This window comes from Limnobaculum zhutongyuii (assembly GCF_004295645.1).
In the GTDB taxonomy this organism is placed as follows: Bacteria; Pseudomonadota; Gammaproteobacteria; order Enterobacterales; family Enterobacteriaceae; genus Limnobaculum; species Limnobaculum zhutongyuii.
On record NZ_CP034752.1, the window covers coordinates 1,790,070 to 1,808,455 of the forward strand.

Annotated in this window: 21 protein-coding genes and 1 pseudogene; 15 read left to right on the forward strand and 7 right to left on the reverse strand. The window is 45.0% G+C overall.

Annotated elements, in window-relative coordinates; genetic code table 11:
- Position 1 precedes the first annotated feature (1 nt).
- The 8 genes from EKN56_RS07750 to EKN56_RS21020 all read left to right on the forward strand — a co-directional run bounded on the left by EKN56_RS07750 (position 2) and on the right by EKN56_RS21020 (position 6,635).
- A complete protein-coding gene (locus EKN56_RS07750; protein ID WP_130591246.1) occupies positions 2-850 on the forward strand; it encodes a Rossmann-like and DUF2520 domain-containing protein in 849 nt (282 codons plus the stop codon).
- Entirely contained in the window at positions 847-1,692 is an 846-nt protein-coding gene (panB, locus tag EKN56_RS07755) for a 3-methyl-2-oxobutanoate hydroxymethyltransferase (RefSeq protein ID WP_130591247.1), read from the forward strand. Before EKN56_RS07750 ends, panB begins: the two co-directional genes overlap by 4 nt.
- Positions 1,693-1,715: 23 nt before the next feature.
- On the forward strand, positions 1,716-2,564 hold the full coding sequence (panC, locus tag EKN56_RS07760) for a pantoate--beta-alanine ligase (RefSeq protein WP_130591248.1): 849 nt from the start codon (positions 1,716-1,718) through the stop codon (positions 2,562-2,564).
- Between the two features lie 25 nt (positions 2,565-2,589).
- Positions 2,590-2,970: an aspartate 1-decarboxylase gene (gene panD / locus EKN56_RS07765; protein WP_456085568.1), complete on the forward strand. Its 381-nt coding sequence runs from the start codon at positions 2,590-2,592 to the stop codon at positions 2,968-2,970.
- A gap of 144 nt (positions 2,971-3,114) precedes the next feature.
- Complete coding sequence (locus EKN56_RS07770) at positions 3,115-3,390, forward strand: metal/formaldehyde-sensitive transcriptional repressor (protein WP_130591250.1); 276 nt, start codon at positions 3,115-3,117, stop codon at positions 3,388-3,390.
- A 61-nt stretch (positions 3,391-3,451) separates the two neighbouring features.
- Positions 3,452-4,570: an S-(hydroxymethyl)glutathione dehydrogenase/class III alcohol dehydrogenase gene (locus tag EKN56_RS07775; protein WP_130591251.1), complete on the forward strand. Its 1,119-nt coding sequence runs from the start codon at positions 3,452-3,454 to the stop codon at positions 4,568-4,570.
- Positions 4,571-4,644: 74 nt separating this feature from the next.
- Positions 4,645-5,493, forward strand: coding sequence for an S-formylglutathione hydrolase (fghA, locus tag EKN56_RS07780; protein ID WP_130591252.1), 849 nt, complete (start codon positions 4,645-4,647; stop codon positions 5,491-5,493).
- 134 nt (positions 5,494-5,627) lie between these two features.
- Positions 5,628-6,635, forward strand: a complete 1,008-nt coding sequence (locus EKN56_RS21020; protein WP_210405340.1) for an NUDIX hydrolase N-terminal domain-containing protein — start codon at positions 5,628-5,630, stop codon at positions 6,633-6,635.
- A 50-nt stretch (positions 6,636-6,685) separates the two neighbouring features.
- Here EKN56_RS21020 and yidA read toward each other — a convergent pair.
- The 4 genes and pseudogenes from yidA to EKN56_RS07805 form a co-directional block, all read right to left on the reverse strand.
- Positions 6,686-7,496, reverse strand: a pseudogene (yidA, locus tag EKN56_RS07790) (sugar-phosphatase).
- A 62-nt stretch (positions 7,497-7,558) separates the two neighbouring features.
- Positions 7,559-7,987 carry a glutaredoxin-dependent arsenate reductase gene (gene arsC, locus EKN56_RS07795; RefSeq protein ID WP_130591253.1) on the reverse strand — a complete coding sequence of 143 codons (429 nt, stop codon included), beginning with the start codon at positions 7,985-7,987 and terminating at the stop codon, positions 7,559-7,561.
- Between the two features lie 4 nt (positions 7,988-7,991).
- Positions 7,992-9,281 carry an arsenic transporter gene (locus EKN56_RS07800; protein ID WP_130591254.1) on the reverse strand — a complete coding sequence of 430 codons (1,290 nt, stop codon included), beginning with the start codon at positions 9,279-9,281 and terminating at the stop codon, positions 7,992-7,994.
- A 74-nt stretch (positions 9,282-9,355) separates the two neighbouring features.
- Entirely contained in the window at positions 9,356-9,697 is a 342-nt protein-coding gene (locus tag EKN56_RS07805; RefSeq protein WP_130591255.1) for a metalloregulator ArsR/SmtB family transcription factor, read from the reverse strand.
- 238 nt (positions 9,698-9,935) lie between these two features.
- Here EKN56_RS07805 and EKN56_RS07810 point away from each other — a divergent pair, with 238 nt between their 5' ends.
- The 7 genes from EKN56_RS07810 (at position 9,936) to EKN56_RS07840 (ending at position 16,471) form a co-directional block, all read left to right on the forward strand.
- Entirely contained in the window at positions 9,936-10,604 is a 669-nt protein-coding gene (locus EKN56_RS07810; RefSeq protein ID WP_130591256.1) for an FMN-dependent NADH-azoreductase, read from the forward strand.
- 72 nt (positions 10,605-10,676) lie between these two features.
- Positions 10,677-11,198 carry an RrF2 family transcriptional regulator gene (locus EKN56_RS07815; protein WP_130591257.1) on the forward strand — a complete coding sequence of 174 codons (522 nt, stop codon included), beginning with the start codon at positions 10,677-10,679 and terminating at the stop codon, positions 11,196-11,198.
- 162 nt (positions 11,199-11,360) lie between these two features.
- Positions 11,361-12,821 carry an AMP nucleosidase gene (locus EKN56_RS07820; protein WP_130591258.1) on the forward strand — a complete coding sequence of 487 codons (1,461 nt, stop codon included), beginning with the start codon at positions 11,361-11,363 and terminating at the stop codon, positions 12,819-12,821.
- Between the two features lie 29 nt (positions 12,822-12,850).
- Complete coding sequence (locus EKN56_RS07825; RefSeq protein WP_130591259.1) at positions 12,851-13,240, forward strand: VOC family protein; 390 nt, start codon at positions 12,851-12,853, stop codon at positions 13,238-13,240.
- Between the two features lie 45 nt (positions 13,241-13,285).
- Entirely contained in the window at positions 13,286-14,722 is a 1,437-nt protein-coding gene (locus tag EKN56_RS07830) for a 6-phospho-beta-glucosidase (protein ID WP_130591260.1), read from the forward strand.
- A 214-nt stretch (positions 14,723-14,936) separates the two neighbouring features.
- Complete coding sequence (locus EKN56_RS07835; protein WP_130591261.1) at positions 14,937-16,040, forward strand: MBL fold metallo-hydrolase; 1,104 nt, start codon at positions 14,937-14,939, stop codon at positions 16,038-16,040.
- A gap of 239 nt (positions 16,041-16,279) precedes the next feature.
- Positions 16,280-16,471, forward strand: coding sequence for a hypothetical protein (locus EKN56_RS07840; RefSeq protein WP_130591262.1), 192 nt, complete (start codon positions 16,280-16,282; stop codon positions 16,469-16,471).
- A 15-nt stretch (positions 16,472-16,486) separates the two neighbouring features.
- Here EKN56_RS07840 and EKN56_RS07845 read toward each other — a convergent pair whose 3' ends face one another.
- The 3 genes from EKN56_RS07845 to EKN56_RS07855 form a co-directional block, all read right to left on the reverse strand.
- Positions 16,487-16,750, reverse strand: a complete 264-nt coding sequence (locus EKN56_RS07845; RefSeq protein WP_130591263.1) for a hypothetical protein — start codon at positions 16,748-16,750, stop codon at positions 16,487-16,489.
- A 28-nt stretch (positions 16,751-16,778) separates the two neighbouring features.
- Complete coding sequence (locus tag EKN56_RS07850; protein WP_130591264.1) at positions 16,779-17,333, reverse strand: hypothetical protein; 555 nt, start codon at positions 17,331-17,333, stop codon at positions 16,779-16,781.
- An 81-nt stretch (positions 17,334-17,414) separates the two neighbouring features.
- Positions 17,415-18,215, reverse strand: coding sequence for a hypothetical protein (locus tag EKN56_RS07855; protein ID WP_130591265.1), 801 nt, complete (start codon positions 18,213-18,215; stop codon positions 17,415-17,417).
- Between the last annotated feature and the right edge of the window lie 171 nt (positions 18,216-18,386).

Here is an 18,386-nt window from a genome sequence, read left to right on the forward strand (position 1 = left end):
GATGCGTTTGAATATAGGGTTTATTGGTGCCGGGAAGGTGGGGTTTACCTTAGGCAGATATTTTGCCAGCCGGGGCATTAACGTTGTTGGCTATTACAGTCGTAATCCGGATGATGCCAGCGCTGCGGCAAGCTTCACCGACAGTCAATTTTTCAGTCAGCTTTCATCTTTAGTTCAGGCTTGCGACACGCTGTTTTTAACCGTACCGGACACGGCAATTACAACACTTTGGCAAGAGCTGAAACAGTATCCCATCGCGGGAAAAAATATCTGTCACTGTAGTGGAGCACTATCATCAACCGTATTTGATGATAGTGAACAATATGGTGTCTGTGGATATTCCATTCATCCCATCTATGCCATTCATGACCGGTTTCATTCCGTTGAATCGTTACCCTCTGTCTATTTTACCGTTGAAGGTAGCCAAACTAATCTGATAAAAATAACCACACTTATCGAGTCGCTGGGTAATTCAGTAAGAACCATGAGCGCAGAAAACAAAGCGTTGTATCACGCTGCTTCTGTTATGGTTAGCAATTTAGTGATTGGTTTGACTAAAATAGGTTCCGATATTTTTCAGCAGTGTGGATTTGATCGGGAGTTTTCAGATAAGGCCTGGAATGCTCTATTTCTTGGCAACGCTGAAAATGTCTGTTCATCCGGCATGGTTAACGCATTAACCGGACCTCTGGAAAGAGGCGATGCGATGACTATTCGCCATCATCTTGAGGCATTAGATGAGCCGGATCGTGCTATTTATATTGGCTTGTCGCAGGTATTACTGAGGCTAGCTAAACAAAAGAATCCAGAACGGGATTACTCATTCATTGAAGCGGAGTTAAAAAAGTGAAAAACACCGTTGTGACATTACAACAGCAAAAAATCAGTCGCGACAAAATCACCATGTTAACGGCCTATGATTTCTCAACCGCTAAACTGATGGATGATTCGGGTATCAATGCGCTATTGGTAGGTGACTCTCTGGGCATGGTTATGCTGGGCTATGAAGATACTCTGGCAGTGACGATGGAAGATATGATTCATCACAGTAAAGCAGTTGCCAGAGCGGCTAAGCGTGCGCTAGTTGTAACCGATATGCCATTTATGTCCTATCAGATTTCGGTACAGGATGCGCTGTACAACGCAGGCCGGCTGGTAAAAGAAGGTCAGGCTCAGGCGGTTAAGCTGGAAGGGGGCGAGGAAGTTTGCCCACAGATTAAAGCCATTACTCAAGCCGCTATTCCAGTGATGGGGCATTTAGGATTAACGCCACAATCGGTTAATGCATTTGGTGGATTTAAAGTGCAGGGGCGCGATGAAGAGGCTGCGCGCAGAATTATCCATTCAGCACTGGCTGTTGAACAAGCGGGTGCATTCGCAGTGGTATTAGAGTGTGTTCCTGCCGCATTGGCGGTTTTGATTTCAGAATGTCTGACAATACCAACCATTGGTATTGGTGCCGGAGCCGGATGTGATGGTCAGGTGCTGGTTTATCAGGATATGTTGGGATTATATGGCGGAATAACGCCGAAGTTTGCCAAACAGTTCAATAATGTTGGTGAACAGATGAAAACGGGTTTTGAAAGTTATATTCGGGAAACTAAATCAGGCAGTTTCCCGGCAGAAGAGCATATTTTCCGTATCGATGATGCCATTATGGCAAAACTCCAGCGAGAGTTTTCCCGCGCATAACGCCTATCAACAGGAGAGACACTTTGGTTCAGATAGTCAAAACCATTCAGCAAGTAAGGGAAACGGTTAAGGCCTGGAAAAAGGCCGGACTACAGGTTGGTCTGGTACCTACCATGGGATATCTACACGAAGGCCACCAAAGTCTGATGGCTCAGGCAAAAGCAGAAAATGACAGAGTCGTAACCTCAATCTTTGTTAATCCAATGCAGTTTGGGCCAACGGAAGATTTAGCCAGCTATCCACGAGATCTTGATAAAGATAGTTTGCTTTGCCAACAAGTTGGCGTGGACTTGATTTTCCATCCGGAAGCTGAAGAAATGTATTCAGCAAATTTTTGCAGTTTTGTTGATATGACGGGCCTGACCGAAGAACTGTGCGGACGCAGTCGTCCAATCCATTTTCGTGGCGTGTGTACGGTGGTGAGCAAGCTGTTTAATATTGTGCAGCCTGACCGCGCCTATTTTGGACAAAAAGATGCTCAGCAACTGGCGGTAATTCGCCAAATGGTCAACGATCTGAATATTAATGTTCAGGTAGTTGGTTGTCCAATTATTCGTGAGCATGATGGTTTAGCGAAAAGTTCACGTAATAGCTATTTAGATGCTGAACAGCGACAGGCTGCGCTTTGCCTGTATCGGGCGATTCAATTGGGTCGTAAGTTAATGCAGCAGGGCGAAAAGCAGTGTGCGGTGATTATCTCCCAAATGGAGAACTGCATTTTGCAGGAGCCGATGGCGAAAATTGACTATATATCGATTGTTGATGCCAGTAAGTTGACGCCGGTTGAGCGCATTGATGCTCCAGTGCTGTGTGCCATGGCGATTTACATTGGTAAAACGCGTTTAATTGATAACTTTGTGTTTGATCTTTAATTAAGAGGCGGTCATGGAATTAACCATGTTAAAAAGCAAGATCCATCGGGCAACGGTAATTCAGGCTGAACTGGACTATATCGGCAGCATTACTGTAGATCAGGATCTGTTAGATGCCTCCGGTATTCTGGAATATGAAAAGGTTCAGATTGTGAATATCAATAATGGTAGCCGATTTGAAACCTATACTATTTCAGGTAAAAGAGGCAGCGGTTTGATTTGTCTTAACGGTGCGGCAGCTCGTCATGTACAAGTGGGTGATAAGGTTATCATCATGTGTTATGCCCAGCTCACGCCGGAAGAGGCGAAGACACATCAGCCTAAAGTGGTATTTGTTGATGATGATAATGGTGTTATCCGAATTTCCCGCTATGAAAAGCATGGTCGTTTAGAAGACCTGGCTTAATCCCTTTGCGTTGTGGCCTGAGCCTGTTCAGGCCACAATTTGTCAGCCTTTGTTTTATTAATCACTCAGTTATTATCGATGTGGTTTGATCCGTCTATTATCTTAATATAGTATACCCCCCTATACTATATAGAGGGCTGCATCATGCCAAAATTGGACGCTGATAAAAAACGAATCCTTACCCGGGTACGTAAAATTAAAGGGCAGGTAGAAGCACTGGAAAAGGCGCTGGAGTCCGGTAAAGAGTGCCAGTTGCTGCTACAACAAATCGCTTCATTTCGCGGTGCGGCCAATGGATTAATGAATGATATTTTAGAAACCCATTTACGCGATGAGCTGCGGGATTTACTACCTCCGGGCGAGCCGCAATCCGCAAAAGTTGATGAACTTGCTGGTCTTATTCATTCCTATCTGAAGTAACTATTTCTACCTGACTGGTCTGATGTGACCAGTTGCAAATAAATGTTGATGGAGAAACCCTATGAAATCTCGTGCTGCCGTGGCTTTTGAAGCCGGAAAACCGTTACAGATCGTTGAAATTGACGTTGCTCCACCAAAGAAAGGCGAAGTATTAGTGCGTATCACCCATACCGGCGTGTGTCATACGGATGCTTTTACGCTATCCGGTGACGATCCGGAAGGGGTTTTCCCTGCGGTATTAGGCCATGAAGGTGGCGGTATTGTGGTTGAAGTTGGTGACGGTGTCACTTCATTAAAGCCCGGAGACCATGTTATTCCACTCTACACCGCAGAATGTGGTGAATGTAAGTTCTGCAAATCAGGTAAAACCAATCTGTGTCAGGCAGTTCGAGCGACTCAGTGCAAAGGCCTAATGCCTGATGGAACGACCCGATTCTCTTACAACGGTCAGCCTATCTATCACTATATGGGCACCAGTACGTTTAGTGAATACACGGTAGTAGCAGAAATCTCACTGGCAAAAATTAATCCGCAAGCACCACTGGAGAAGGTTTGTTTACTGGGGTGTGGTGTCACCACCGGCATTGGCGCAGTTCACAACACCGCCAAAGTAAAAGCAGGAGACACCGTAGCTATCTTTGGTTTAGGTGGTATTGGTCTGGCTGCGATTCAAGGGGCAGTACAGGCCAAAGCGGGTCGTATTATTGCCATTGATATTAACCAGGACAAATTTAAACTAGCTAAAGAGATGGGCGCGACAGACTGCATCAATCCTAAAGATTACGATAAACCCATTCAGGATGTCATCGTTGAGATGACCGATGGTGGTGTGGATTACAGTTTCGAATGTATTGGTAATGTTGATGTGATGCGCTCAGCGCTGGAGTGTTGCCATAAAGGTTGGGGTGAAAGCGTCATTATCGGCGTAGCTGGTGCCGGTCAGGAGATCCGTACACGGCCATTCCAACTGGTTACCGGACGCGTATGGCGCGGTTCTGCTTTTGGCGGTGTAAAAGGGCGCAGCCAATTACCGGGTATGGTAGAACAGGCAATGAAAGGTGATATTCAACTGGATCCGTTTATTACCCATACCTTACCGCTGGAGGAGATTAATCAGGCGTTTGATCTGATGCATGAAGGTAAATCTATTCGTACCGTCATTCACTTTGGCGATAAGTAGTGATTAGCCGATGGAGCGCGCTTATCGCCGCGCTCTGTTTCAGTATCGCTAAATTTACCAAAGGAGTCTTTTAGATGCAGAATGAATTAGAGCTTATTGAACAACATAAGGTGTTTGATGGTAGCCAGCGACGTTATCGCCACTATTCATCCACACTGGGTTGTGCCATGACTTTCAGCCTGTTTGTTCCCAATCAATCGCGTTGGCCAGCGCCTCCACTGTTATGGTGGCTGTCAGGATTAACCTGCAACGATGAAAATTTCACGACTAAAGCCGGAGCACAGCGTATTGCGGCCCGATTGGGGATGGCGATAGTGATGCCGGATACCAGTCCCAGAGGGGAAGCCGTGGCAGATGTAGGCCAGTGGGATTTAGGTCAGGGAGCAGGGTTCTATCTGAATGCCACTCAGCAGCCCTGGGCTGAGCATTACCGGATGTATGACTATATCTGTGATGAGCTTTCTCAACTGTTAAGTAATAAGCTAGGTTTTAACGGGGCTCAAGCCATATCTGGTCACTCCATGGGGGGGCATGGCGCATTGATGATAGCGTTACGTAATTCGCAACGTTTCTGTTCCGTTTCGGCGTTTTCTCCTATCGTTAACCCAATGGACGTTCCCTGGGGACAAAATGCATTTCAGACTTATTTAGGCGAGGATCGCCAAAGCTGGCAGCAATGGGATAGCTGTGAACTGTTAAAAAACTATCAGGGAAAACCCATTCCTATGTTAGTGGATCAAGGGGATAACGACAGCTTCCTTGGTGAGCAACTTCAGCCGGAACGTTTAGTTCAGGTTGCTGCCGACAGAAACTACCCGTTAACCCTGCGTATGCAACAAGGTTATGACCACAGCTACTATTTTATCGCCAGCTTTATTGAGCAACATCTTGAGTTTCATATGAAACATTTGCAACAGGCATAGTAGTGACGTTGTAACTGAAATATTATCCGGCGCTCATCACGGTGCCGGATAACTTCCCTTATCCTTCTGTAAAATACCCCGTCATACTGCTACGATAACGCTACTCAGCCCCCAGACTCCTTCATCAGGTCACTATGCGTTACAGCCAAATTATTTTCGATTATGAATGTTTACCCGATAATGCCGTCTTGCTCCTGCAACAGTTAAAACAACAAAACTACCAGGTGGGATTACGCTGTTCTGAAAATGTTCAACTGCCACCGGCTTTGTCTCAATACGCTGAAGTTATAGGTTTTGACATCCAAACAGGTGATTTAACCGATGACTTATCGCAGACCGTTAAAGATAAAACTAAGACATTATGGATTGGTGCATCCGGTGAAAGTGCCTGTCTGGCGTCAGAATCGGGGATAGATTTTGCTTTAGCTTTATGGCGCTGTCGTTCAGTAAAGCATATTTATGCTAATTACTATCTCAATTTACCTGATGATATCTTTATGGTTTTGAAACAGAAACCCACTGAATCAGATGAGATGCGCTGGCTAAAGTGGGCAGTTGAGTTGCAGTTTATTGGTCAGACGGGATGTTATTACTCGCAGGACGTTTACGATCTGGAGCGTTTTGAACGAATTCGCCAGCTATCGGCGGAGATAGTCAGCCAATATAGCGGCCTGCCGATGGCCCATGTCAATAATGTATTCTGCAATGAAACCGGTTTTCAAACCCCCAAGTTGGACTGTCGGGCGGCAATATTTGATCAGGGAAAAATATTACTGGTCAAAGAGAATAGCGGTTATTGGTCTTTGCCGGGGGGATGGGTGGATGTGAATCAGTCTATCCGGGCTAATACGGTAAAAGAGGTGAAAGAAGAGGCGGGATTAGATGTTATCGCCACCCGATTAATTGCGCTACAGGATCGCAATCTTCATAACACGCCGATTTATGCCTATGGTATCTGTAAAGTTTTTGTTCAGTGCGAAGTCGTTGGCGGCTATTTTGTTGCTAACAGCGAAACCATAGAAAGCGGTTGGTTTAGTCAGGAGCAGCTTCCTGAACTGTCAGAAGATAAAACCACGGCACAGCAAATTGCACTCTGTTTTGAAGCGTATCACACTGAAAACTGGCAGCCGGTATTTGACTGATTGGCGAGGGGAAATCGTACCCGATCTCCCCTGAACAGCATTTCTGATAATTAAACTAAATATTTCTCGATGGCAAACGCTACACCATCTTGCTGATTGGTGCGGGTAACAAACTGGGCATGCTGCTTAATTTCATCAGAAGCATTCCCCATGGCAATCCCAATGCCAGCAAACTTGATCATCGGAAGATCGTTATGGTGATCGCCAATGCACATCACTTCTGATTGCTGAATATTTAACTGTTGGGATAGAAATTTAACCGCAGCCCCTTTGTCGACATCCTTATGCAGCACTTCCAGAAAGAAAGGGGGAGCTTTTTACCAGCGTATATTTGTCATGGTAGCTGGGCGGGATGTTTTCTATTGCGGCATCGAGAATCTTTGGATCGTCAATAAACATCATTTTAGGAAACATCAGGTCAGCTTTCATTTCGTCAATCGGGCAGTAGATTAACGGAACGTGACTGAGGAAGGCTTCCCGTACGGTATAAGTGCTGATATCCCGGTTTGGTGTATACAGGGCATCGTAAGTCAGGGCATGAAAGTGAATATTCAGATGCAAGGACAGGGCGCTGACATGATTATAATCTTCAATGGTTAACAGGGTTTGCTTAATCACTTCACCGCTGCCCGCGTGTTGCACTAATCCACCATTATAAGAAATACAGTAACAGCCCGATTTATTCAGCCCTAATTCCTCTATATATCCCCGCATACCGCTATAAGGACGTCCTGAAGCTAAAACAATATGAACCCCTTGGGACTGCGCCTGATTCACTGCCAGTTTTACAGCGGGAGAGATGGTCTTATCATCCTGAAGTAGCGTGTCATCCAGATCGATGGCGATTAATTTTACGGTCATGACGTTCCCTTACACAGTAGGCTGAAAGATTAGCGAAAGAGACAGATTGCTAATGAATATTGTTACTTAATAATCCGATTACCCTGTTCATCAATTATCTGTTCGCCATCCTCTTTAGTGAAAGCACCTGATTGGCGATCCGGTAATATCTCCAGCACCACTTCAGAAGGGCGACAAAGTTTAGTTCCCAGTTCAGTAACCACGATTGGACGGTTAATCAGAATGGGGTATTGCAGCATAAAATCAATAATTTGGCTATCGCTCCAGTGCGCTTGCGCCAGATTTAATGTTTCATAAGGTTCGACATTTTTACGCAACAGCTCTCGGGGAGACATTTGCAGATCTTCGATGATATTAAGTAACTCGCTGCGGCTGGGAGGATTTTCCAGATAGAGAATAATCGTTGGCTCAACGCCACTATTACGGATTAATGCCAGAGTATTCCGCGAGGTTCCGCAAGCAGGATTATGATAAATAGTGATTTTTCGCATCGTGTTATACCAAAAGTGAGAGGCGGATGGCCAAAGCAATTAACGTTATCAACAGAACGGGAAACGTCATAATGATACCAACCCGGAAATAATAACCCCAGGTAATGGTGAGATTTTTTTGTGCTAACACATGTAGCCAAAGCAGGGTCGCCAGACTGCCAATTGGTGTAATTTTGGGGCCAAGATCGCAACCGATAACATTGGCATAAATCATCGCCTGTTTTATTACACCTGTTGCAGAGCTGCCTTCAATTGAAAGTGCGCCGACTAACACGGTAGGCATATTATTCATTATTGCTGACATTAACGCGGTTAAAAAACCAGTACCTAGTGTAGCAGCCCATAATCCCTGTTCGGCTAACAGGTCTAAAATTTGAGAAAGATAATAGGTAAGCCCTGCGTTACGTAAGCCATAAATCACTAAATACATGCCCAGTGAGAAGATGACTATCTGCCATGGTGCCCCGCGGATCACCTTACCGGTATCAATGATTCGGCTTCGTCGTGCAATAACCCAAAGTGTAATAGCTCCTACTGCGGCGACCAGACTAACGGGAACGCCTAAGTGATTTAAGCCAAAAAATCCAATCAACAGCAGGGCCAGAATTAACCATCCGGCTTTAAAGGTTTTTCGGTCCCGTATCGCCTGTTCAGGTAATTTTAATCGTTTCATGTCATAACTGGCGGGAATCGACCGGGCAAAAAAACAGTGAAGCATGATTAATGTAGCCAGAATAGCCACAATATTAACCGGAACCATGATGGCCGCATAATGGCTGAAGCTAATATTGAAGTAGTCAGCTGATACGATATTAACCAGATTTGATACCACCAGAGGTAAACTGGCGGTATCGGCAATAAATCCTGCCGCCATGACAAATGCTAATGTAGCGGCCCGGCTGAACCCTAATGCCAGAAGCATGGCAATGACAATTGGCGTTAGGATTAAGGCGGCACCATCGTTAGCGAACAGTGCAGCCACTGCGGCCCCCAACAAAACGATATAGGTAAAAAGCCGCTTACCTTTACCATTTCCCCAACGGGCAACATGTAATGCCGCCCATTCAAAAAAGCCTGACTCATCCAGCAATAGACTAATAATAATCACTGCGATAAAGGCTGCAGTAGCATTCCAGACAATGTTCCAGACAACAGGAATATCGTTCAGATGAACCACACCGGTAGCCAAAGCCAGAAGGGCACCAAGAGAGGCACTCCAGCCAATACCTAATCCTCTTGGTTGCCAGATAACCAGAGTGATGGTGAGAAGAAAAATGCTAAGCGCTAACCACATAAAATCTCCATGAATATTATTGGTGTTTTAATTTTTAACATATACGTATAAACGAATATGTGTGAATAAAAAATTTATCGACAGCGGGTCTGTTTACTCTCTGTTAATACTGAATAACGAACGGCTTTTATTTGATTAAGCTCACTGCTAAAGGCTTGCTCAATAATATTACCTGCCCACAGCGGTATATTGGGTGAAAGGCGATAGTGAATCCATTTACCTTCACGACGATCGAGCAGAATACCTGTTTCCCTGAGCATGGCTAAATGCCGGGATATCTTAGGTTGAGGTAGCTTAAGGATTTCACATAATTCGCAAACGCAGAGCTCATGGGAATCTTTCAATAGTAATACGATGGTCAGACGCGTCTCGTCTGACAACGTTTTAAACAGTTGAAGTGGTGTTAATGATCCCATAATGAATCCTGATTAGCTGAAAGTCAGGCATTATCATACGACGATAAATGGTAGAGTCAAAATAAATATATCTGTTTTTTCATATGTGTTTGTTTAATGAAACACATCGCAATCTTTAGATTGGAATATGAAAAAAATTCCTCTTGTCGGAAAACGTAAAAAGGGATATCTTAACTACGACAAAATTAGTCGTAGTTAATCTTCAGCATTCATTTTCAATTAAGCATATGGAACACAAATGAAAATATTACATATTGATGCGAGCTCAAAATTCCACCAGTGGTCTAACTCACGCGCTCTGGGTCGCTATTTTCTTCAGCAATTAAAGAGCAATGGTGTTGAGTTTGAAATTGATTATCTCGATGTCACTGAAGACGTTCAGCCTCACGTTTCCGCAGAGTTTGTGCAGGCAACCTATACGCCGAAAGAAGAGCGGACTGAGAGAATGCACGAGGTATTAGCTTCATCTGATGCCATGTGTCAGCGAGTTATGGATGCTGATGTGCTGGTATGTGCAATGCCAATGTACAACTGGACCATTCCATCAACGTTTAAGACCTTTATCGACGCTATTACCCGTACTAACGTGACCTATGATTTACTGCCGGATGGTTCTACCGTTGGTAAACTGGGTGATAAAAAGGTGCTATTTATTACCACTCGCGGTGCTGATTTACGCCAGGGTTCACCTTATAGCCATATGGATGCCATGACGCCGGTACTTAAAGCAGCTTTTGCCTTCATTGGCGTAGAAGCGCCGCAGTTTGTTGATGCTCAACCGCTGCAATTTACCGTTGCGGAGGCTCGTGAAGCCGCATTAGTTCGTGCTCATAATGATCTGGACCAACTGGCCGTGCAATGGGCTACCACGATGGCTAAGTGCAACCAGCCGGAAATGGCGGTATAAGCAGGACACCCAAAGCGTTCTGCGGTAGACTTTAGCGCAGCAATAACACTTTTAATTATTCAGGGGGGAGTCATGGCGTTTGTCAGTTCGGGGGTTGAGTATGCACTGCATTGTTTGCTGTATATTAGCCAGCGTGACGGAATCAAAGAAGCAAACGTGCGTGATTTAGCTGAATTACAGGGGGTTCCCGTCGACTTTTTGGCTAAGATTTTTACTAAGTTAAAAAAGTCCGGCATTGTGAACTCAACAGAAGGGGCCAGAGGCGGTTTTCATCTGGCTCGTTCACCTGAATCTATCTCGGTCAAGGATGTGGTCGAAGCCGTTGATGGCAATAAAGGGTTATTTGAGTGCAAAGAGATACGTGAACGCTGTGCGGTATTTGAACAACCCGCACCTCAGTGGGCAACTGAAGGAGTATGTTCAATTCACCGCATTATGTTAGAAGCAGAGCAGGCCATGCGGCAAGTTTTCTCTCAGCACACGCTGGCAACGCTCTCTGCGGCTACCAATAAAAAGGCACCGGCTGAATTTAATCAGCAAATATTACAGTGGTTTGAATCCCGACCTTCAAATCATCGCGTTTCATCTGAATGACTCCTGTCCTTTTCTGATTTTGAATTTTTAAAATCGCTGCGCTGTGGGAAATTTGCCACAGCGCTTATTTATCAAAAACTTCCACTGATAAATAAGTTATTCTATTATTATCTCAACCCACTAGTTTAGTGACTGTCTCCATTTACCCTTAAAGGAGCTCTCTTGAATCAGCAACCATTTAGTACCCGTCTTACTGCTTCTGAAGCCATTGATAAGCTGGAACAACAATATGAATCCGCCTTGAGTGCGCTGCGTAGCGCCATTGGTGCCTTTATTGAACAGGGAACCTTGCCGGACCAGAAAGCCAGAGAGAAGGGGTTATTTTCCTATCCTCAATTGCGGGTTTGTTGGGATGGTAAATTTCAGGAACATTTACGTACCCGTGCTTACGGGCGCTTTGCTCATCCGGGGCAATACACCACGACGATTACCCGTCCGGATCTGTTTCGCCGCTACCTGACAGAGCAGTTAGGATTGCTGGAACATGATTATGGCGCTATTTTTGAAGTGACACCGTCACAGCAAGAGATACCTTATCCATTTGTGATCGACGGTTCCGACCTGATGCTGGATCGCACCATGACAGCAGGGATAGTGCAGCACTTTCCCACTACCGACCTGGCTAAAATTGGTGATGATATTACTGATGGTCTGGCGAGTGCCGGAGATACTTTCCCGTTATCTCACTTTGATGCGCTACGTACCGACTTCTCTTTAGCACGACTTAAACACTATACCGGAACGCCGGTTGAACATGTTCAACCTTATGTTCTGTTTACCAACTATAGCCGTTATGTGGATGAATTCATCAGTTGGGCTTGCAAACAGATTCTTGATCCAACCAGCCCTTATCAGGCGTTGTCCTGTGCAGGTGGCAGCTTTATAACGGCGGAAAACGCCGATCCGGAGAGAACCGCATCAGATCTGGCCTGGAAAAAGCACCAAATGCCGGCTTACCATCTCATTTCTGCCTCAGGACAGGGAATCACACTGGTTAATATTGGCGTAGGGCCTTCTAATGCCAAGACCATTTGCGATCATTTAGCGGTACTGCGTCCACACGCCTGGTTAATGATTGGCCACTGTGGTGGATTGCGCGAAAGCCAGCGCATTGGCGATTATGTTTTGGCCCATGCCTATCTACGAGATGACCACGTTCTGGATGCGGTGTTACCACCGGATATTCCTATCCCCAGCATTGCTGAAGTCCAGCGCGCCTTATATGACGCCACTAAAGTGGTGAGTGGAATGCCGGGAGAAGAGGTAAAACTGCGGTTGAGAACCGGTACCGTTGTTACTACCGATGACCGCAACTGGGAACTGCGTTTCTCGGTATCTGCCAGACGCTTTAACCTGAGCCGTGCGGTTGCGGTGGATATGGAAAGCGCTACTATTGCCGCTCAGGGTTATCGTTTTCGGGTACCTTATGGCACGCTGTTATGTGTTTCTGATAAGCCGCTGCACGGGGAAATTAAACTGCCGGGACAGGCAAACCATTTCTACGAAGGGGCAATATCAGAACATCTGCAAATCGGTATTCGAGCCATAGATTTACTGCGGGCAGAAGGTGATAAGCTCCATTCTCGCAAACTACGTACCTTTAACGAACCGCCATTCCGTTAAAGCGGCGGTAAAAAAGTCAGGAGGTTAGAATGTTCTCTTATCTTATGTTGGGCACTAACCATCTCCCTACGGCGATCGCGTTTTACGATCCCCTGATGGAGATTCTGGGTCATCCTCGAGGTGGCAGCAATGATGAAGGGGCGTCATGGGGTACATTCAGTGACAACCACAGCGTTGGTTTATGCGTCGGTCGTCCGTTTAATCAGGAAAAAGCCACAATCGGTAACGGCGTAATGGCCGCGTTTAATGCGCCAGATACCCACACCATCGATCGTTTATATGCTGTTGCTGTTGCCAATGGCGGTACCAGTGAAGGTGCTCCCGGCTTTCGTCCTCAATATGGTGAAGGATTTTACAGCGCATATGTGCGCGATCCTGACGGTAATAAGCTGGCGTTTGTCTATTACGTAAAAAACTAATGATAAGCTTCTGTCAAATACGGCAGAAATGGAGGAGAGAGAGATATGGCGCAAAATGGATTTCCTGAAGGTTTCTTATGGGGTGGCGCCGTTGCGGCTCATCAGGTTGAAGGCGGGTGGAATAAGGGTGGAAAGGGCGTGAGTATCGCGGACGTTCTGTCCAAAGGTTCCCATGGCGTTGACCGTGTAATGACTGATGGTGTACTGCCCGAATACGTTTACCCTAATCATCTGGGCGTCGATTTCTATTCACGCTATAAAGACGATATCGCTCTGTTTGCCGAAATGGGATTCAAATGTTTTCGAACATCCATTGCCTGGACCCGGATATTCCCTAATGGTGATGAGCAAACGCCTAATGAGGCCGGATTGCAGTTTTATGACCATCTGTTTGACGAACTATTGAAACACCAGATTGAACCGGTCATTACCCTCTCTCATTTTGAAATGCCTTACCATTTGGTGAAAGAATACGGTGGCTGGCATAACCGAAAAGTGGTTGATTTCTTTGTTCGCTTTAGTGAAGTGGTGATGGAACGCTATAAAAGTAAAGTGAAATACTGGATCACCTTCAATGAAATTAACAATCAACGGAACTGGAAATACCCGCTCTTTGGCTACTGTAATTCGGGAGTGATATTTACCGATTATGATAATCCGGAACAGTCGATGTATCAGGTACTTCATCACCAATTCATTGCCAGCGCTCAGGTGGTTTATCGTGGGCATCAAATAAATCCGGATTTCAAAATTGGCAGCATGATTCATATGATGCCGTTGTATCCGGCAACCTGTCGTCCGGAGGATTTGGTTTTTGCTCAGGAAGCGATGAGGCAGAAATACTTATTCAGCGATGTTCAGATGCGTGGAACTTACCCGGCCTATATCCTAAAAGAATGGGCGCGTAACAATATTACGATTACCACCCAACCCGGTGATGATGAGATCCTGCGCAATGGCTGTGCTGACTATCTTGCCATCAGTTATTACATGTCTAATATTGTCTCGCCGGAGTACACCAAGTCTGAAAATGCGTTAACTTTTTTTGAAGGCAGTAAATTAAATCCTTATTTGCAGGCTTCTGAATGGGGATGGCAAATTGACCCGGTCGGCCTGCGCTATAGCCTTTCAGAACTGTATGAACGCTATCAGAAACCGCTGTTTATTGTGGAGAATGGTTTTGGTGCCATTGATGTACAAGAGACAGACGGCAGCGTTAATGATGATTATCGAATTGAATATTTAAAAGCGCATATCGTTGAGATGGAGAAGGCGGTGGCTATTGATGGGGTAGATTTATTAGGTTATACCCCGTGGGGTTGCATTGACTGTGTCTCATTTACTACCGGTGAATATGCCAAGCGTTATGGATTCATCTATGTTGATATCAATGACGACGGTAGCGGTACGCTGGCCCGATCTAAAAAGAAAAGTTTTGACTGGTACAAAAACGTAATCGCCTCCAACGGTGCTCAACGTTAATTCAAGGCTGAACTCAACTATTATCTATAAAGGTAATAGTTGAGCCTCTGGTTAGCTCTCTGTAGTAAATGATTGATGAATTTAATTCATAGGCTCTTGCGTATTTCACCCTCTGGTAGCATAAGCTAAACCATTGTAATGTTAGATAATGGTTTGGTGAAAATGGGTAGCACCATCGTCCAGAGAGGCCCTGATGAAACGAGGAGTAAGCAAAATGTTATTGAGTTTATTGGTACTCCTTGGGCTGTTGGCTGCCGGGAGTTATGCCTATATGCAGCAGCCAAAGTTTGGTCAACGGCCTGTAGGCGCAGACTTAGTACGGATCAGCCAGTCACCAAATTATGTCAATGGCGCGTTTCAGAATCAGTTGCCAATACCGCCAAGTGATAATGAAGAGAACATGGTAACCATCCTGATCAAATATCTGTTCACTAAAAAAGAGCGAGCAGTGCCATCGGTAGCGATACCTTCAGCCAAAACCAACCTGCTAACATTAGATGCAAGTCAGGATGTGGTTATCTGGCTGGGACATTCATCCTATTATCTGCAACTGGCGGGTAAACGCATTCTTATCGACCCGGTATTTAGCGTCAATGCTTCCCCGGTTCCATTCACCAATCAGGCTTTCGCCGGTACCAGTTTGTACAGCGTAGAGGAGATGCCAGATATTGATTATTTACTGCTCTCCCACGATCATTGGGATCATCTTGATTACCCAACCATTATTGCCTTGAAAGATAAAGTTAAACGGGTGATTACCGGTTTAGGGGTAGGCAGTAGCTTTAAACGCTGGGGGTATAATCCGCATCTCATCTATGAAGGTGACTGGAATCAGTCTTTGCAATTGGATGAGAATTTAACTGTCCATATTTTACCCGCCCGCCATTTCTCCGGTCGTGGGTTTATCCGTAATTCAACCCTATGGGTATCCTTTGCTTTAATTACCGACGGGCAAAAACTATTTTTTAGTGGTGATAGTGGCTATGGTCCTCATTTTGCTGAAATAGGACAGCAGTTTAATGGCTTCGATTTAGCTATTTTAGATAGCGGGCAATATGACGATGGATGGCGCTATGTTCATATGATGCCGGAAGACTCTGCACAAGCGGCGGAAGACCTTCGGGCCAGCGCGCTGTTACCCGCCCATACGGGAAAATTCTCTCTGGCTTATCACGCCTGGGACGATCCGTTTATTCGCGCGTTTAAAGCCAGCGTAAACAGGAGTTATCGTTTGCTGACGCCGATGATCGGTGAACCAATCCGGCTTGATGATAGAACTCAAATTTTTCACCGTTGGTGGGAAAAGATCGCTAATTAATAGCATTATTTCAAAACGATCTTTATCCCTTAGCGATTGAAGATATAGAGATCGTTTTTCCTTTCTCCTTTACTCAATCTTTTCACTTACTTTACCTTAAGCGGCATTGAGCATACTGGCCATTACCCGTACTGTTAAATAGCCCAACAGGTGGCGGCAGAGGGAGATAAAAAGTGAAAGCAGGATTGAGAAATTCAATGATTGGCGCCGTTTGTTTATCGATGGTAGGGTGCGCAAATATGGATTCTGATGATGTCACATCTGCCGGGCTTATTATTGGGCTGGTTAGTATTGCTGCGGCAGTATTGTTAATGGACAGCGACAGTGATGATGACAGACATCATCATCGAGATAAACCAAGAGACAGAGAGAATTCTTATCAGGGGCATCATAAGTGTCGCGATGGGCGTTCTTGTTATAAGCCAAGATAGCAGGGGATAGATAACTTACTGCCCGGCCTCCCGACAGCCATTGTCCGGTGCAGGGCGAAGACCAAAGTATTCCAGTATCCCTGTCCCTGCTCTTTTAGTGTAAAAGCAGCCCGTTTCATCATTACATTCGCCGGTATAAATGGCTAAACGCCAGCGAACTTCCGGGCTTTCATAACAATATCGTCCGGTACCAATTCTGGCATAACAGATAACGTAAAAGATCATGGCGAAAAGCACAACTAACAGGATCGCAATGATAAAATTTCTTTTTCTGACCATAAAATGTTCCGGTGATAGTGACGTTAACTTACTCTTTTTCTAATAATTTGCCGTACCGCTCAATAAAATCTATCAACATTTGCGCTCTGGTATCAAGGTAATACAGCGTTGGGCCATTAGTGACGATTTTCCAGGGGGCCTTATCGAATTCACACTTATCATTATTACTATCGTAATAACGTTTAGCGGCGTTGATTTTCATGGCATAGGCACTGGCCTGTTGCGCATTCTCAAAACTCAATACATATAAATGGAAATCAGGGTAAACATTACCAATAGGCGCTTTTATTGGAAAAGTACGACTAAAGTAGAAACTGCGTACACCGGAACCAGTGAAACGATAATCTTCTTTGGTTTCGCAACGATAAAAAGCGAAGGCGTCAGAAGAAGAGCGTTGTTCTGTGGTGAACTTATCTTTCTCTAACTGTTGAAACAAACGTTGTAAGGATGGGGGATTATCTCCCTGATGGGTTAACACAATCTGATGCTGGCGTGATGAAAAGAGGGTAAGCCAGATAATCACCGCAATAGTAGCAGTGAGTATCAGAGCAATAACTCTTCTCGGTTTTTTGATCGCATCCATGGCCACTATTCCTTTATATCCCCGGATGAATAAAAATCTTCAGTCGCTGTTGGTCAATTTTACCCGCAGCCACCGTTTATCCTACTGCGTTGCAAATAGTCCTTTGGCGCTTTTTACACTAATTTTTTGATACTTAGCATAGGCCTGTGCCACCGCTTCGCGCGTTTGTTCCGGAGACTGCTTTTTAATCCAGGAATCGACCAACGCATTCAGAATATAGGCTTCCGGCGCCATAAAGTTGGTAGTCATCATTGCCGGGCGAATACCTGCTCGTTCAAACTGAGGCAGAAAGTAGGGTTTACTTTTACAGGCAAATACGGCGGCTTGCCTTTGCGCATTAAGATTTTTGGTTTTTTCATCACTGATTTCTGGCACGGTTAAATTGAGTCGGGCAATTGAAAAATCCATCAGTCCATTGTGACCAATATAAACCACCAGATCGGCACCACCGCCGGTATCGATAGATTTCTGTTGGATATCCAGACTGCCTTTTTTAGCACCACCAATGTATTGATAAAAATCATCAATGGTTTGACCGATATATTGACCATCGTAAGCATCAGCGACCAGATAAACATCATCGGTTTTATGTTTAAAAACGATACGTTCCAGTATGTTTTTTTGCGGGTTGACTGAAGAGGTGACAAGCTGCCAGTTCGGCTGTTTCTTAATGAAGGTTTTCACACCATAAGCCGCTCCCCAATACAGATTGTTCACCGGATCTTGCCCATTGCCAATTTTTTCTGGCACCGGGACAATTCCCTGATATTTGTTATCACACAGGGCAACCACAACATGAACAACACGTGTCTTGGCTAACAGAGGCAAGCTATTGGTGAATAAAAACGCGCCTAACAGCAGGTAGATCAATTTCTTCAGCATATTCGTCACTCTTCCGATGATTTATTGGCGAACAAAACCGGGTCATGTTGATGTGCTCAACAGCCATTCCATAGCAAAAAGAGGTTGTGATAATACGTGAATATTTGCCGGGGTTATTATTGGTTTTGTATCACGTATCCCAACCCGTGTATTATATAGCAGTACAATAGC

What these genes read in the sequence shown, in the direction of transcription:
- EKN56_RS07845 (WP_130591263.1), bottom strand. Translation starts at nt 16,750, where the DNA reads ATGGTCAGAAAAAGAAATTTTATCATTGCGATCCTGTTAGTTGTGCTT.
- EKN56_RS07850 (WP_130591264.1), bottom strand. Translation starts at nt 17,333, where the DNA reads ATGGATGCGATCAAAAAACCGAGAAGAGTTATTGCTCTGATACTCACT.
- EKN56_RS07800 (WP_130591254.1), bottom strand. Translation starts at nt 9,281, where the DNA reads ATGTGGTTAGCGCTTAGCATTTTTCTTCTCACCATCACTCTGGTTATC.
- EKN56_RS07825 (WP_130591259.1), top strand. Translation starts at nt 12,851, where the DNA reads ATGTTCTCTTATCTTATGTTGGGCACTAACCATCTCCCTACGGCGATC.
- EKN56_RS07835 (WP_130591261.1), top strand. Translation starts at nt 14,937, where the DNA reads ATGTTATTGAGTTTATTGGTACTCCTTGGGCTGTTGGCTGCCGGGAGT.
- EKN56_RS07775 (WP_130591251.1), top strand. Translation starts at nt 3,452, where the DNA reads ATGAAATCTCGTGCTGCCGTGGCTTTTGAAGCCGGAAAACCGTTACAG.
- fghA (WP_130591252.1), top strand. Translation starts at nt 4,645, where the DNA reads ATGCAGAATGAATTAGAGCTTATTGAACAACATAAGGTGTTTGATGGT.
- EKN56_RS07830 (WP_130591260.1), top strand. Translation starts at nt 13,286, where the DNA reads ATGGCGCAAAATGGATTTCCTGAAGGTTTCTTATGGGGTGGCGCCGTT.
- EKN56_RS07770 (WP_130591250.1), top strand. Translation starts at nt 3,115, where the DNA reads ATGCCAAAATTGGACGCTGATAAAAAACGAATCCTTACCCGGGTACGT.
- EKN56_RS07855 (WP_130591265.1), bottom strand. Translation starts at nt 18,215, where the DNA reads ATGCTGAAGAAATTGATCTACCTGCTGTTAGGCGCGTTTTTATTCACC.
- EKN56_RS07805 (WP_130591255.1), bottom strand. Translation starts at nt 9,697, where the DNA reads ATGGGATCATTAACACCACTTCAACTGTTTAAAACGTTGTCAGACGAG.
- EKN56_RS07750 (WP_130591246.1), top strand. Translation starts at nt 2, where the DNA reads ATGCGTTTGAATATAGGGTTTATTGGTGCCGGGAAGGTGGGGTTTACC.
- EKN56_RS21020 (WP_210405340.1), top strand. Translation starts at nt 5,628, where the DNA reads ATGCGTTACAGCCAAATTATTTTCGATTATGAATGTTTACCCGATAAT.
- panD (WP_456085568.1), top strand. Translation starts at nt 2,590, where the DNA reads ATGTTAAAAAGCAAGATCCATCGGGCAACGGTAATTCAGGCTGAACTG.
- EKN56_RS07840 (WP_130591262.1), top strand. Translation starts at nt 16,280, where the DNA reads ATGGATTCTGATGATGTCACATCTGCCGGGCTTATTATTGGGCTGGTT.
- EKN56_RS07815 (WP_130591257.1), top strand. Translation starts at nt 10,677, where the DNA reads ATGGCGTTTGTCAGTTCGGGGGTTGAGTATGCACTGCATTGTTTGCTG.
- EKN56_RS07810 (WP_130591256.1), top strand. Translation starts at nt 9,936, where the DNA reads ATGAAAATATTACATATTGATGCGAGCTCAAAATTCCACCAGTGGTCT.
- arsC (WP_130591253.1), bottom strand. Translation starts at nt 7,987, where the DNA reads ATGCGAAAAATCACTATTTATCATAATCCTGCTTGCGGAACCTCGCGG.